11 protein-coding genes, 1 tRNA gene and 1 other RNA gene are annotated in these 13,414 nt (G+C 67.1%); 5 read left to right on the plus strand and 8 right to left on the minus strand.

Going from position 1 to position 13,414, the window contains the following annotated elements; all coding sequences use genetic code 11:
- The first annotated feature begins 1 nt into the window (after position 1).
- The gene (locus ACFWIX_RS14650) at positions 2 to 3,130 is read left to right on the plus strand and encodes a S8 family serine peptidase (RefSeq protein WP_377216860.1); all 3,129 of its coding nucleotides are present in this window, start codon (positions 2 to 4) and stop codon (positions 3,128 to 3,130) included.
- Positions 3,131 to 3,229: 99 nt separating this feature from the next.
- Here ACFWIX_RS14650 and ACFWIX_RS14655 read toward each other — a convergent pair whose 3' ends face one another.
- The 3 genes from ACFWIX_RS14655 to ACFWIX_RS14665 are packed head-to-tail and all read right to left on the minus strand — an operon-like array spanning position 3,230 to position 5,203.
- Positions 3,230 to 4,138: a 3-methyladenine DNA glycosylase gene (locus ACFWIX_RS14655; protein ID WP_377216861.1), complete on the minus strand. Its 909-nt coding sequence runs from the start codon at positions 4,136 to 4,138 to the stop codon at positions 3,230 to 3,232.
- Positions 4,125 to 4,700 carry an SSI family serine proteinase inhibitor gene (locus ACFWIX_RS14660; protein WP_377216862.1) on the minus strand — a complete coding sequence of 192 codons (576 nt, stop codon included), beginning with the start codon at positions 4,698 to 4,700 and terminating at the stop codon, positions 4,125 to 4,127. The genes ACFWIX_RS14655 and ACFWIX_RS14660 overlap by 14 nt, the downstream gene beginning before the upstream one ends.
- 50 nt (positions 4,701 to 4,750) lie before the next feature.
- The gene (locus ACFWIX_RS14665) at positions 4,751 to 5,203 is read right to left on the minus strand and encodes a MarR family winged helix-turn-helix transcriptional regulator (RefSeq protein WP_377216863.1); all 453 of its coding nucleotides are present in this window, start codon (positions 5,201 to 5,203) and stop codon (positions 4,751 to 4,753) included.
- Between the two features lie 78 nt (positions 5,204 to 5,281).
- On the opposite strand from ACFWIX_RS14665, the gene ACFWIX_RS14670 reads away from it, so the two are divergent.
- A complete protein-coding gene (locus ACFWIX_RS14670) occupies positions 5,282 to 5,524 on the plus strand; it encodes a hypothetical protein (protein WP_377216864.1) in 243 nt (80 codons plus the stop codon).
- A 149-nt stretch (positions 5,525 to 5,673) separates the two neighbouring features.
- On the plus strand, positions 5,674 to 5,889 hold the full coding sequence (locus ACFWIX_RS14675; RefSeq protein ID WP_377216865.1) for a hypothetical protein: 216 nt from the start codon (positions 5,674 to 5,676) through the stop codon (positions 5,887 to 5,889).
- A 94-nt stretch (positions 5,890 to 5,983) separates the two neighbouring features.
- Here the strand turns inward: ACFWIX_RS14675 and ACFWIX_RS14680 are convergent, their stop codons facing one another.
- Positions 5,984 to 7,336 carry an aspartate kinase gene (locus tag ACFWIX_RS14680; RefSeq protein ID WP_377216866.1) on the minus strand — a complete coding sequence of 451 codons (1,353 nt, stop codon included), beginning with the start codon at positions 7,334 to 7,336 and terminating at the stop codon, positions 5,984 to 5,986.
- A 238-nt stretch (positions 7,337 to 7,574) separates the two neighbouring features.
- Here ACFWIX_RS14680 and ACFWIX_RS14685 point away from each other — a divergent pair, with 238 nt between their 5' ends.
- On the plus strand, positions 7,575 to 8,687 hold the full coding sequence (locus ACFWIX_RS14685; RefSeq protein ID WP_377216867.1) for a hypothetical protein: 1,113 nt from the start codon (positions 7,575 to 7,577) through the stop codon (positions 8,685 to 8,687).
- Here the strand turns inward: ACFWIX_RS14685 and recR are convergent.
- From recR to ACFWIX_RS14705, 4 genes are all read right to left on the minus strand, one after another.
- Entirely contained in the window at positions 8,680 to 9,279 is a 600-nt protein-coding gene (gene recR, locus ACFWIX_RS14690) for a recombination mediator RecR (protein ID WP_377216868.1), read from the minus strand. The two genes, ACFWIX_RS14685 and recR, sit on opposite strands and share 8 nt — an antisense overlap.
- 54 nt (positions 9,280 to 9,333) lie before the next feature.
- The gene (locus ACFWIX_RS14695; protein ID WP_377216869.1) at positions 9,334 to 12,393 is read right to left on the minus strand and encodes a DNA polymerase III subunit gamma and tau; all 3,060 of its coding nucleotides are present in this window, start codon (positions 12,391 to 12,393) and stop codon (positions 9,334 to 9,336) included.
- A gap of 50 nt (positions 12,394 to 12,443) precedes the next feature.
- Positions 12,444 to 12,540, minus strand: an RNA gene (gene ffs / locus ACFWIX_RS14700) — signal recognition particle sRNA small type.
- 64 nt (positions 12,541 to 12,604) lie between these two features.
- A complete protein-coding gene (locus tag ACFWIX_RS14705) occupies positions 12,605 to 12,931 on the minus strand; it encodes a hypothetical protein (RefSeq protein WP_377216870.1) in 327 nt (108 codons plus the stop codon).
- A 300-nt stretch (positions 12,932 to 13,231) separates the two neighbouring features.
- On the opposite strand from ACFWIX_RS14705, the gene ACFWIX_RS14710 reads away from it, so the two are divergent.
- Positions 13,232 to 13,316 (plus strand) — tRNA-Ser (locus tag ACFWIX_RS14710).
- The last annotated feature ends 98 nt before the right edge of the window (positions 13,317 to 13,414 follow it).

The following is a 13,414-nucleotide window of genomic DNA, read 5'->3' on the forward strand; positions in this document are numbered from 1 at the left end:
TGTGAAATCACCTAGAAAGAGCCCCGTCCGGGGCGGGGGACTCCGGAAGGCGGCCACGCTGGCCGTTGGGGTACCGCTTCTCCTCTCGTCGCTGTCCATGTTGCCCGCCAGCGCGGCGCCGGACGGATCCGAGGGAGAAGCCGTGGCATCCGCCCAGGGAACACCCCAGTACGAGGACGGACGCTACATCGTTGTCCTGACGGGTGCCGCAGCCGCGGCTTACGAGGGACAGACGGCAGGGTTGGGCGCAACGAAGCCCCGGGAAGGTCGAAAACTGGACGCCCGAAGCGCCAACTACAAGGCGTACGACGCGCACCTGCGCCGACAACAGCAGGCAGTGGCCGCAGACCAGGGTGTGACGCTGCAGAAGCAGTTCACCGCCGCGCTCAACGGGTTCAGCGCCGAACTCACCGCCGCGCAGGCAGCAGCGCTCGCCAAGGACAGCCGTGTGCTGGCCGTGGAAAAGGACGTTGAGAACGCTCCGGACTACACAACCACCGACTTCCTCAAGCTCACCGGCCCCCAGGGGGTCTGGGCCACGCAGTTCGGCGGCGAAGCGAACGCAGGCAAGGGCGCAGTGGTCGGCGTCATCGATACCGGCTACGCGCCGGACAACCCCTTCCTCCAGGGTGAGCCAGTCAAACCGCTGGAAGGCGCCCCGCAGGTGGGCGTTCCCTACCTGACCGGCGAGGGCCGGATCGCCATGCTCAAGACGGACGGCACCACGTTCGAAGGCGAATGCCAGCCGGGCCAGGGCACCGGCGTGGAGTTCGACGGTTCTGAGTGCAACTCCAAGGTGATCGGCGCCCGCTACTTCGCGGACACGTTCCTGCAATATGTGCCGGAAGCGAACCGGGCTCCGGAGGAGCTCATCTCCCCGGTGGACGTGGGCAGCCATGGCACGCACACTGCCAGTACCGCGGCCGGCAACGCCAATGTCCAGCAGGTCGTTGATGGCGCGGACTTCGGCAAGAGCTCCGGCGTTGCACCGGCGGCCAAGGTCTCCGTGTACAAGGTTTGCTGGGAGGACACCAACCCCAGCACCGGCGGCTGCTACAGTTCCGCCTCGGTGGAAGCCATCGAAGCAGCCATCAAGGACGGCGTGGATGTCCTGAACTACTCCATCTCCGGGAACAACAACAGCACCACCGATCCCGTGGCGCTCTCCTTCCTGAATGCCGCCTCCGCGGGTGTCTTCGTCTCGGCCTCGGCCGGGAACTCGGGCCCCACTGCCTCTACGGTGAACCATGCATCGCCGTGGCTCGCCTCCGTAGCAGCATCTACGTTCCCCAGTGACCTGCTGGGCACCGTGAAGGTGTCCGACGGATCGCTGTACCGGGGCGCGTCCATCATGAAGACCGAAGTGGCCAACGCATCCGTGGTGATCGCAGCCGACGCCGCAGCCGCCGGCGCGGCGGACGCCAACCTTTGCGTAGCCGGATCCCTGGACGCCGGCAAGGTGGCCGGCAAGGTAGTGGTCTGCGACCGTGGAGTGGTGGCCCGGACAGAAAAGAGCCAGGAAGTCCTCGACAAGGGCGGCGTGGGCATGGTCCTGCTGAATCTCACCAGCAGCTCTGAGGACGCAGACAACCACGTGGTCCCGACCGTCCACGTGAATGCGCCCAAGAGTGTGGAACTGAGGTCCAAGCTCCAGGCCGATCCGGCCCTGACGGTGAGCCTGCTCAAGGGCGATCTGACCGGAGAGGCTCCGGCACCTGCCCCGCAGATCGCCGGGTTCTCCTCGCGCGGACCCACCCTCGCCGCAGGCGGAGACCTGCTGAAACCCGATATCGCCGCACCGGGTGTCAACGTCCTGGCCGGCGTCTCCACCATCGGCAACGCCGGCGAGCAGTTCGGCTTCATGTCCGGTACGTCCATGGCGGCACCGCACATCGCTGGCTTCGGGGCCCTGGCCCTGGCCAAGCAGCCCAAGTGGACCCCCGCCATGGTCAAGTCGGCCATGATGACCACTGCGTACCCGCTGGTGAACGCTGACGGCTCAGCCAACAGGGACCCGTTCCAGGGCGGTGCCGGGCATATCGATGCCAGCCGGTTCACGGACCCCGGCCTGGTGTATAACTCAGGTGTCAAGGACTGGCTGGCCTACCTCAACGGCCAGGGCGTGGCAACGGGTGCACCGCAGGCAGGCACCATCGCAGCACGTGACCTGAACCTGCCCTCCGTTGCCCTCGGCAGCCTGGTGGGAGAAGTACAGGTCAAGCGTCAACTGACGGCGCTTGTCCCGGGGCTTTACCGCGCCGAGGCCAGCGTCCCGGGCGTCAGTATCGATGTTGAACCGAAGGTGTTGAACTTCTCCAAGGCGGGCCAGACGCGCGAGGTCACCCTGACCATCCGCAACACCAGCGCCCCCATGGGCAAGTTCGCCACCGGAACCGTGACCTGGAATGGCCCTCGGACCGTCAGCTCGCCCATCGCGGTCCGTCCGGTTGATGCGCAGATCGCCCCGTCCTTCTCCTTCACCTCGGATGCCGGGACCGGCAGCGGAACCATGCCGCTGGTCTCCGGTTCGGACAGCCCCATCGGTGTTTCCGTTGAGGGACTCGCTCCCCTGAACCAGACCGCGATCAACAAGACCCCCGGACCGTACGCGCCGACGAACGATGCCCACAACGCGCTGCTGCGGGTCACAGTGCCGGAAGGCACCACGTTTGCCCGGATGGGTGTGCAGGCAGAGTCCGAGGATGTGGACTGGGATCTGGTGGTTTACGTCCCCAACGGCTCCGGCGGGCTGACCCCTGTCCAGCGTGCCACCGCCGCGGCCAGCGAATTCCTGGACCTGGAGTCGCCCCGCGCCGGAACGTACTACGTGGTGGTCAACCTGTACTCCACGCCGGACGGCGGTGCGGCGAACGCAGCAGTTCAGGCCGTGACCTTCAATGGTGACGCCGGAAACCTCGTGGTCGATCCGAACCCCATCGTGGCGCCCAACGGCTCGGCCGCCTCGGCCACGCTGAACTGGTCCGGCCTGTCCGAAGGGTCCTACCTGTCCCGCCTGAGCCTGGGTGGGAACGGGATCAAGACCTGGGTTAACGTCCGGGTGGGCGGCGGAACAACCGCTCCGGCCGGGGCTCCTGAGCTGGCACCGGTACAGGCCGTCCCCGCGGACTGACGCCGGATAACAGCGGGGACCAGGATCCCCGGGCGGCCACACTGCCCGGGGATCCTGTCTGTCCGCCCCTCCAGTCTGTCCGGCCAGTGGCCGCGCATTTCAGCGGACAGCGTCCAGCGCATTGGCCAGGCGTGCGCGGAGGCCGGCGGCCTCTGCGGCGAACGACCTTTGGTGCTCCACATAGGCGGCCTTGCCCTGCGCCGTTTCGATGGCGATCGGCGGGTAGCCCCAGGCTTCCAGATCGTAAGGGGACGCCTGCATGTCCATGGCGCGGATCCGCCAGGACAACTCGAAGCAGTCCATGACCAGCCCGCTGGGCAGCGCAGGCAACAGCTTGTACGCCCACTTGTAGAGGTCCATGTTGGCGTGCAGGCAGCCCGGCTGCTCCATGGTCCGCTGCAGTTCCCGTGTGGGCTGCAGTTCGTTCAGCGGCAGGGCATCCGGCGTGTAGAAACGGAACGCGTCGAAATGCGTGCACCGGATCCGGTTCTCCTCCACGACCCGGTCCGTGCCGGAGGAGCCGAGACGCAGCTGCAGGTACTCGTGCCGCCGGTCGAACCGGTCCTGGCGGTAGACCATCGCCCATTCGTGCAGGCCAAAGCAGCCGAACTGTGCCGGACGTGCAGCCGTGCCGCGCAGGATGATTCCCGCGAAATCCACCGCATCCTTGCGGTCGGCCAGGAACGCGGCCTGGTCAAAGGTGACCGCAGTGCTACCCGCAGGCAGGCCCAGGGAGGTGAGTTCGCCGTCGTCGAGCGCCCTGTAGTGTTTCCACCCCAGGCGGTCCGCGGCCTCCGGCCCGGCCAGGACGGCGCCGGCGCCGGGGTGCCAGCGGCGCAGCTGGCCGGGCTTCTGCGTGTAGTAGGTGAAGAGGAAATCCTCAACCGGATGCTTGCGGCCGGCGGCGCGGCGGGCAAGGTAGGGGTCTGCGTAGCGGCTGACGCGCCGGTGGTGGGCACCTTCCAGGGCCCGCCACTCGTTCGCCGCCAGGACGCTAAACTGCTCCACCGGCAGGGCCCAGGACAGCTTTGGCGGCGTCCCAGGCTGAGATTTCACAGCCGTCCGTGCGGCTGAAGGACGTTTCCACCGGGACGCCGTCCACCACGCCGGAGACCGTTGCTTTCTGCGGCCCGCCATACTGCTGAGTGCAGGCGCGGTCGGGGCTCTTGGCTGGCGGGGCGAGCAGGGCGGCGTTGGCTTTGAGGGCGGCGCAGGCGGCGGCCGCGGAGGGGTGCTGGCTTTCGGCCGCGGGTACCCCGTCCTGGCAGACCAGGGTGTAGTTCACAGCCGGCTGGCCTTCGTCCGGGACCACGGAAATGGCCAGTTCGGCGTTGCCCTTGCCCGGGCCGGACGGGAGTGCGGAAGGAGCCTCAGGCGACGGGGCCGGGACGGTACTTTCGGCGTCGGGGGCGGGCCTTGTGGGGGGCGGGGATGTGGTGCCGGGGGAGGAGGAAGCACCCGACGGCGGCGCGGAGGGGGATGCGGAACCGTCACCGGGAGAGCCGGTGCAGGACGTCAGGAGCAGCACTGCCAGTGCCGCGAACGCCAGGTGCAGCCGTAAAGTACGCATCACGCCGAGGCCTCCTTCATTCCTTCGATTCTAGCCCCCGCAGGAGGTTTCTACTCAGTGGTGGCGGCGATCAGGGCCATCATGGACGCATGCAGTTCGGCGACCTGGCTGCGCGTCAGGCCCAGCCGCTCCATCATGGTTCCCGGAACTTTCAGGGCCTCCTGGCGCAGGGCGGCACCTGCCGGGGTGAGTTCGACGGCGAGTGCCCGCTCATTTCCCTCGACCCGGCGCCGAGTGAGGTAGCCGGCCGCCTCGAGGCGCCGCAGCAGCGGGGAGATGGTGGCAGGTTCCTGGGCGAGGGCCTGGCTGATGTTGCGGACCGTCCGGGGGCTTTCCTCCCACAGGCTCAGCATGACCAGGTATTGCGGATGGGTGAGGTTGAGCCGTTCGAGCACCGGCTTGTACGCGCCCACCACGCTGCGTGCCGCGACGGTAAGCGCGAAGCAGAGCTGGTGTTCCAGGAGGAGGTCGTCCTCCCGGGTTTCGCTGGACGTGGCAGTCATGGGTCCCTCCGATTGTTAGTGCACTAACAATTAGCGTACACTCCAAGCAGGAAAAGGCATGGATGGAAGGAACGGTTCATGGGCAGGACGGGCTCGGCTGGCAAGGAAAACGCGGCGCAGCGGTTCATGCGGGCCACGGGCAGGCTCCGGGCGGTTTTTGGCCCGGCCAACAGTTCCGCGCTGGGCCACGACATGACCGAAGAAAACCGCCGGCTGCTGGAACAGCGCCAGGCCGAAACCCAGCAGTGGGAAACCGTGACCCGGCCCGACGGCAGCACCTACGTGGTCCCGAAGAACCCGGGGGACAAGTCGCTGCGCTGATCCCATCGCGTCATGGCGCGCCGGTTTCGGAATGCGCCGAGTTCCGCCCGGGCCGGGTCCTTTCCCGGGCCCCGGGCGTAAAATGGGCTCACTGGCCGCCTGCGGAGGCGGCCGCACTTTCCCCGATGCACGGGAAGGAGGTGGAAACAGTGGCACATGTACTCAGCGGCTTCATGAGCCTTACGGACAGGCTCCGCTTCCTGTTCGGACCTGCCACCCGGCTGGACGCCGATACGCCGGTGGTGCACAAACACGACGAATTTGAACAGGCTTCGGAAGAGGACCTCTCGCACTTCATCGTGGAAAGCGATTCCTCCGGCCACCATTACGCGGTGCGCCGCGAAGACCTCGAGAAACTGGCCTAGGAGCCGTAGGCATGCAAAAGGCGCCCGGGGAATCCCGGGCGCCTTTGCTGTGGCCGCGCGGTTCGGCTGAAGAACCGGGCAGATGCAAACCTGGCTACCGGCCCGTGCCGCCGTACACCGTGGCTTCCGCTTCGCCGTCGAGCTCGAACGCGTTGTGGATCACGCGGACGGCCTCGTCCAGCAGGTCGGCGTGCGTCACCACGGAGATGCGGATCTCGGAGGTGGAGATCATGTTGATGTTGATGCCGGCATCGGACAGGGCCTTGAAGAACGTGGCGGAAACACCGGGGTGCGAGCGCATGCCGGCGCCCACCAGGGAGAGCTTGCCGATTTTCTCGTTGTATTCGATGCTCTCGAAGCCGATCTGGTCCTGCGCCGCGTGCAGGGCAGCCAGGGCGTCAGCGCCTTCCACGATGGGCAGCGTGAACGAGATGTCCGTCCGGCCGGTCCCGTGCGTGGAGACGTTCTGCACGATCATGTCGATATTCGAGTGCGCATCCGCGATGACCTGGAAGATCGCGGCGGCCTTGCCGGGAATGTCCGGGACGCCCACCACGGTGACCTTGGCTTCGGAACGGTCATGTGCAACGCCGGAGATGATGGGCTGTTCCAAGGCGACTCCCTCTTGTGTGGTGATCTTGTCTTCGGCGCTGGGGATGACCCAGGTGCCTTCGTGGTGGCTGAATGAGGACCGGACGTGCAGCGGGACCCCGAAACGGCGGGCGTACTCGACGCACCGCAGGTGCAGGATCTTGGCGCCGGACGCGGCGAGTTCCAGCATCTCCTCACTGGAGATCTTTGAGACCTTCTGCGCGGAAGGAACCACGCGCGGGTCTGCGGTGTAGATGCCGTCAACGTCCGTGTAGATCTCGCAGACGTCCGCCTCAAGCGCCGCGGCCAGCGCAACCGCCGTGGTGTCCGAGCCGCCGCGGCCCAGCGTGGTGATTTCGTTCGTGGAGCGGCTCATGCCCTGGAAGCCAGCCACAATGGCGATATTGCCTTTGTCCAGGGCAGTGCGGATCCGGTGCGGGTCGACGTCGATAATCCGCGCCTTGCCGTGGATGCCGTCGGTGATCATGCCTGCCTGCGATCCGGTGAAGGATTGCGCAGAGGCGCCGAGCTTGTTAATGGCCATGGCCAGCAGCGCCATGGAGATGCGTTCCCCGGCCGAGAGCAGCATGTCCATTTCGCGGGCGGGCGCCGAATCGGTGACCTGCGCGGCAAGGTCCAGGAGTTCGTCGGTGGTGTCGCCCATGGCGGAAACCACCACCACCACCTCGTTGCCGGAACGCTGGGCGGCCACCACGCGTGCGGCAACGCGTTTGATGCCGTCCGCGTCGGCCACAGAGGAACCGCCGAACTTCTGCACGATGAGCTGTTTAGTCACCGCACGGCCCGCGGGCAGCTCCTGCGTTGCGTTGTGCACTTCGGTAGTGGGCGTACTCATGCGCGTACCTTCACTGGGTCATTGGGGGTTCTGGCGGCCGGGCAGCCTGACGCCTAAGGCGGCGGGACTTCTCCTGACAGTTTATCGCCGCCCACTGCCGGGCGCTGAATTGTGACCGAATCCCGGCCTCGGATCGTCGGGGATGCTGATGCGCATCACGTCTGGACAGCCGCGGGTAGCGGGACCACCATGGAGGCAAAGCGGGGCTGGGGCCTGTGCGTGGAAAGGCGGGCGGCCCGTGGCCAGCAACCAGAAGCCATCCCAGGATCCCGTCTGGGAGGACTACTTCGAGCCGATTGGTGCCGGGATCGAGCCCATATCCGGGGCGGTGAAGGAGTACGACGGCGGCGAGCACCGGCGCGCTCCCATCGTCCGGGTGGCGGTGCTTGGGGGAGTAGCCCGCTGGGTGGGAAGCCTGGGCAGCTTCCGGTTTTGGGCGACGGCCCTGGGGATGCTTTGTGCCACGTGGGCAGGTGCGGCCGGCCTGGTGATATTGGCAGGACAGGGCGGGGACGCCACCGCGTGGCTGGCGCCGCCTGTGCTTACCTATCTGCTCGCGTGTTCACTCCTGCCAGGGGCTGCAGCCGTTGCTGCTACGCACTGGGGGATGTCCGCCTACCGACTCCCCATGCCTGGCGGCCGCGCGGGCGTACGCATTCTTGGCGCAGCCGTGACGGCAGGGCTGCAGGGGCTGGTCCTCGCCCTGCTCATCCTGGTGACCCTGCTGGTGGAGGCCGGCGCTGCCCGCCAGCCGGGTGCTGTGGCCGCGGTCTCAGCGTTCGTCGCGGCCGGGGAGGGCTTCGTCTTTGGCGGTATGGGTGCTGCCGTTGCGGCAATCGGACGGACCCCCGTCCTGAAGCGTATCGTCGGATGGGCGCTTGCGCTGTTCCTCGTCGCGGGCACCGTGGCTGCAGGGGCGGCACTGGCCCCGGCGACGCGCAGTGATGAGCCGGTGACGGTGGCACTCAACGTGAAGCATGCACCGGACGGGATCTCCGTCTCCTACCAGTGCTCGAGCGTTGCCGCCGGCCTCAGGGAGGTCTACCATACGGACCGCATCATGTGGCTGCCGGCAGCCAGCCCGAGTGTGCTGTTTGTGATGCTGGCCGGACAGTCCTACGGCAATGAAGGTCTCCTTGGCTGGCTTTCCGGAACGCTGCAGGAGGCGGCGGACGGGACCGCGGTTCCCTGTGTCAACGGCGAACCCCGGAGCGGGGACGCCCTCGGAATGCCGGTGGCCGCCGTCGGACTCCTTCTGCAGGCAGGCATTGCAGCCGGGCTGATCGGCTGGGCGCACGCCCTCTCCGGAAGGCGCGCGGAACCCGCACCGCCTGATGGTGCTGCTAGCTGAGGGCGTTGCGGCGGCCTTCGAAGGCCCGGCCGAGGGTGACCTCGTCGGCGTATTCAAGGTCACCGCCCACGGGCAGGCCTGAGGCGAGGCGTGTGACGGTGATGCCAATCGTCTTGAGCATGCGGGCCAGGTAGGTTGCCGTCGCTTCGCCCTCAAGGTTCGGGTCCGTGGCGATGATGACTTCCTGGATGGCGCCGTCGTTCAGTCTTGTCAGCAGTTCCCGGATGCGCAGCTGTTCCGGTCCTACGCCCGCAATGGGATTGATTGCGCCGCCCAGCACGTGGTAGCGGCCGCGGAAGCTGCGCGTACGCTCCACCGCGAGCACGTCCTTGGACTCCTCCACCACGCAGACCACTGCCGGGTCGCGCCGCGGGTCGCGGCAGATGTTGCAGAGTTCTTGCTCCGTGACGTTGCCGCAAACCGTGCAGAATTTCACGCGGTCCTTAACAGTGGTGATCGCATCGACCAGCCGCTTCATGTCCTGCGGATCCGCTTCGAGGATGTGGAACGCCAGCCGCTGGGCGGATTTCGGGCCCACGCCGGGAAGGCGTCCGAGCTCGTCGATCAGCTCCTGGACAGCACCTTCGTACACAATTTCCTCTTTAGCTTGGTGTGGATGGGCGGAATCGGGTCAGTGGGCGGCGCATCAGTAGCGGCGTGCGACCGGGCTGCCGTCGGCGGACCGTTCCTCAATCAGTTTCCCGCCCAGAATACGCTCCACCGCGGCCCGGCCGAACACGCCCGACTCCTCGATGGTTTCGTCATCCGCGCTGGGGACGTCCTGGACGAACGTGGCGGCCGCGGCGACTGCACGGGCCGGAGCCTTGGCCCGGCCCGCTTCGGCTTCGGGGCTGTTGGACAGCCGCTGGTACAGGCTTTGCCGGGCCTGGTGCCGCGCCTCGGACTGGGACGGGGGAGACGTGACGGTGGAGGTCGCAGGAGCTGTTGCAGTCAGCGTCGCCGTTGACGGGCCAGGCGCCATGCCGGGTGCCGACGCCATCGCGTATTCCCTGGCAGGTTCAGCCGAAGGGTTCACCGGAATGGACGGCGGGACCTGGGCAGTCGCTGGCTCGTAGTGGGGTGCCGGCGCCGGGTCTTTCGTGGCCGGAGCGTTCGACGGCGGCTGCTTGCCTACGTTACTGGCCTCACCGACCACCCACACACCTGGAGCTTGTTCCACGGCATGCGTCCAGGGATCGGCTTCCGGACCGTTGCTGGCCGCACCCGGCCGGGACGGGGTTGTTTGGGCGCCCGATGTGTCCTCGGCGCGCTGCCGTGAAGAGGGCACCCAGTCCATGGGCGGCTCTTCCTCGAGCGGGGGTGCGTCCTCGTCCCGCGGCGGACCCCAGTCGTCATCCGAATAGGAGTAGTCGCCAGCCAAGGACGCCGGCTGCGCAGCGGGAGCCGGGCCGGACTCCGGCGCTGGCGTCGCTGCCGCCCGTGGGGCCGTTGCCGGTGTGTGCGGCACTGATGCCGCTTCCCGTGCCGGTTCCGCTTCCGTTTTCGGCGCAGCCGCAGGCACAGGCGAAAGCGAGGGTTCGGGTGCGGGTGCGGGTCTAGGTGACTGGGCGGCAGGAGAAGCGACGGGATCGGTGGTGACCCGAGTGCTGTCCAGCGGTGCCGACGCGCCGGCAGGTGTCTGGACGGGAACTTTGGCAGGGGCGGGAGCCAGTCCCCACGCGACGTCAGCCGAAGTAGGCGTCGCCGTCTGACCGGCGGACGCCGCCGGACTGGCCGCCACTTTTGGGTTTGGCTCAGAGCTCGCCCGGCCCGCGACAGCGTTCCCTGCAGCACCGTTCCCGGCAGCCGCGTTGATCTGGCAGTCGATTCCCGTCGTCTTGTGGATGGCTTGCCTGAGGTTCTCCGAGTGGTCGGCCCGGCCAAAGGCACCGGCCAGTCCAGGCGTCGCGAAGGCGAGGGTGAGGACCTGGCCGTCGAATGCGCTGACCTGGGCGTTCGGTTCCACCAGAGCCCACGTGCTGCGTTTGATGCCGGCAAGGGTCTGCAGCACGTCCGGCCATGCCCGGCGCAGCACCTCCACGTCGCCCGACGGGCCTGCTGGAGTAGGCGTAGCGGGCTGTGTGGGCTGTGTGGGCTGCGAGGGCTGCACGGGCTGTGCAGCCGGCGCGGTGGGCTGCGTGGGAGCCGCCCCTTGCGGGTCGGGTTCACGGGGCTGTGTCTGGGCGGCCGGCGCAGCCGCAGCGGCGGGCTGGTCCACGGGCCAGTCATTGGTGCTGACGCGCGGAGGAGTCAGGGGAGCCCTGCCACCTGCCTGCGGGGTCTCCGGTGCCGGCTGTACGGCAGGTTCCCCAGCCGGGGTAGCCTTCGGTGCAGGTGCAGGTGCAGGTGCAGGTGCAGGTGCAGGTGCAGGTGCAGGTGCAGGTGCAGGTGCAGGTGCAGGTGCAGGTGCAGGTGCAGGTGCAGCCTGCGTCGGTGCAGCAGGCGCGGATGCCTGTGGTCCGGGCGTGTGCGGCGCCTGCCCGTCACCTGCCTCGGCGCTGGCACCTTGGGCGGCGGGAGCGCCGACGTCGTTCCCTCCGTAGCTCAGCCGGCGCTCGACGCGGTCCATCCGCGCGGCGATGCCGCGTTCCTTCTGTTCCGAGCTGGGCAGGAGGATACGTGCGCACAACAATTCAAGGTGCAGACGGGGAGACGTGGCTCCGGTCATTTCCGTCAGGGCGGTATTGGTGACGTCCGCCGCGCGGGAAAGTTCCGCGGACCCCAGATTGTGCGCTTGGTTCTGGAGCCGGGCGATCTGGTCGGCGGGCATGCCGCGCAGGATGGTCTGGGCGCTCTCCGGCATGGCCTTGACGATGATCAGATCGCGGAAGCGTTCCAGCAGGTCCTCCACGAAGCGGCGGGGATCGTGCCCGGTCTGGATGACCCGGTCCACCGCCCGGAACACCGTGGCGGCATCCGAAGCGGCGACCGCTTCCACGACGTCGTCCAGCAGCGAGGCGTGGGTGTACCCGAGGAGCGCGACGGCGAGCTCGTAGTCCAGGCCGTTGGGACCGGCCCCGGCCATGAGCTGGTCCAACACGGACAGCGAATCACGGACGGAGCCGCCGCCCGCGCGGATGACGAGCGAGAGGACGCCGGGCGCAACGGGCACGTTCTCCTGGTTGCAGAGGAGCTCCAGGTACGCCATCAGCGGTTCCGGCGGCACCAGCCGGAACGGGTAATGGTGCGTGCGGGAGCGGATGGTCCCGATGACCTTGTCCGGTTCCGTGGTGGCGAAGATGAACTTGATGTGTTCCGGCGGCTCTTCGACGATTTTCAGCAAGGCGTTGAATCCCGCCGAAGTCACCATGTGGGCTTCGTCGATGATGAAGATCTTGTACCGGTCGCGGACCGGGGCGTACGTGGCGCGCTCGCGGAGATCCCGGGCGTCATCGACGCCGCCGTGGCTCGCGGCATCGATCTCGATGACGTCCAGGGAACCAGAACCGCCGCGGGCCAGTTCAACGCAGCTGGGGCATGTGCCGCAGGGGGTGTCTGTGGGACCCTGGGCGCAGTTGAGGCAGCGGGCCAGAATGCGGGCTGAAGTGGTCTTTCCGCAGCCCCTGGGACCGGAGAAAAGATATGCGTGGTTGACCCGGTTTTTCCGCAGAGCCGTCATCAGCGGCTCCGTGACGTGTTCCTGCCCGATAACGTCGGCGAAGGAGTCCGGACGGTATCTGCGGTAGAGGGCGGTAGTAACGGTCACAGAGAAACCCTACCAATCCGGGCTGACAACCTGCCGCCCTGTGGGGGAATAGTAAAGACCCCCCATGCACCCGCCAGAGCCCATTTACCCTTGCTACCTTCCGGTCCTGGGGGAGTTCAACAGGATGACGCCACATGAGGGGCCGTCAGATACTTTACCCGAGATCCGGGTGTGACTCGAATCGGATTGGCCCGTGGTGCTCCGCCGCACTTCAACGGCGCCAGCCGTCTACCGGCCAGGTCATGAATGCCGGTTCCTCGTAGGGGTGGACTGCCCGCAGCGCGGCCACTACCGCCGCGAGCAGGGGTTGCTCCACGACGCACTCCACCCTGTCCTCGGACACCGTTTCGGGGCTGCCCACCCTGCCCAAATAGGGGTCCGCTCCTTCCAGCGGTGTGAAGCGCCCGGTTCCCGGGGTGACGAAGGAGCAGTGCGAGTAATCACCGATCCGTCCCGCACCGGCGTCTCCGACAGCGGCCAGGATCCGTTCAGTGTGGGAAGCAGGGACATAGATCACCAGTGCATGCAGCTCCGTCATGGCTTCCATCGTGCAACATCGCGGTCCACGAATCACCCGCATTCCGGGATAAATCGTTGCTTATCCCGCCAACACCACTGATCATGGGTATGTACACCGAATGGGGCAATCTCAAGGTTGTGAGCCGCAGGGCCTGGAAGGCGGGGGCGGACCCGGCAGCTCAACGGTGTGCCACGAAGTGGGCGCATTGGGGGCGTCCATTTCCGCGTTAAGGACCACCGCAACGGCCTCTGGCCGCTCAATTGGGCGATGCGGGAATCTTCAGGTACTCTAGTATCTGCTTTTGATTCAGAAGCAACTGGAGAATTCGCCTAGCGGCCTATGGCGCACGCCTGGAACGCGTGTTGGGTTAACGCCCTCGGGGGTTCAAATCCCCCATTCTCCGCCCTGTGATGAGTCGAGACATCCTTCACGGATGAGTCGGGTCATCGGTTACACCCCGGTCTTCGGACCGGGGTGTTTTTCTTTGTCCGGATGTTCTGG

The sequence above is a fragment of the Pseudarthrobacter sp. NPDC058362 genome, assembly GCF_042723515.1.
Classification (GTDB): Bacteria; Actinomycetota; Actinomycetes; order Actinomycetales; family Micrococcaceae; genus Arthrobacter.

Bases quoted from the DNA above. Each gene is read 5' to 3' on its own strand.
- ACFWIX_RS14660 (WP_377216862.1), bottom strand. From the start codon at position 4,700: ATGCGTACTTTACGGCTGCACCTGGCGTTCGCGGCACTGGCAGTGCTG.
- ACFWIX_RS14665 (WP_377216863.1), bottom strand. From the start codon at position 5,203: ATGACTGCCACGTCCAGCGAAACCCGGGAGGACGACCTCCTCCTGGAA.
- ACFWIX_RS14670 (WP_377216864.1), top strand. From the start codon at position 5,282: ATGGGCAGGACGGGCTCGGCTGGCAAGGAAAACGCGGCGCAGCGGTTC.
- ACFWIX_RS14680 (WP_377216866.1), bottom strand. From the start codon at position 7,336: ATGAGTACGCCCACTACCGAAGTGCACAACGCAACGCAGGAGCTGCCC.
- ACFWIX_RS14705 (WP_377216870.1), bottom strand. From the start codon at position 12,931: ATGACGGAGCTGCATGCACTGGTGATCTATGTCCCTGCTTCCCACACT.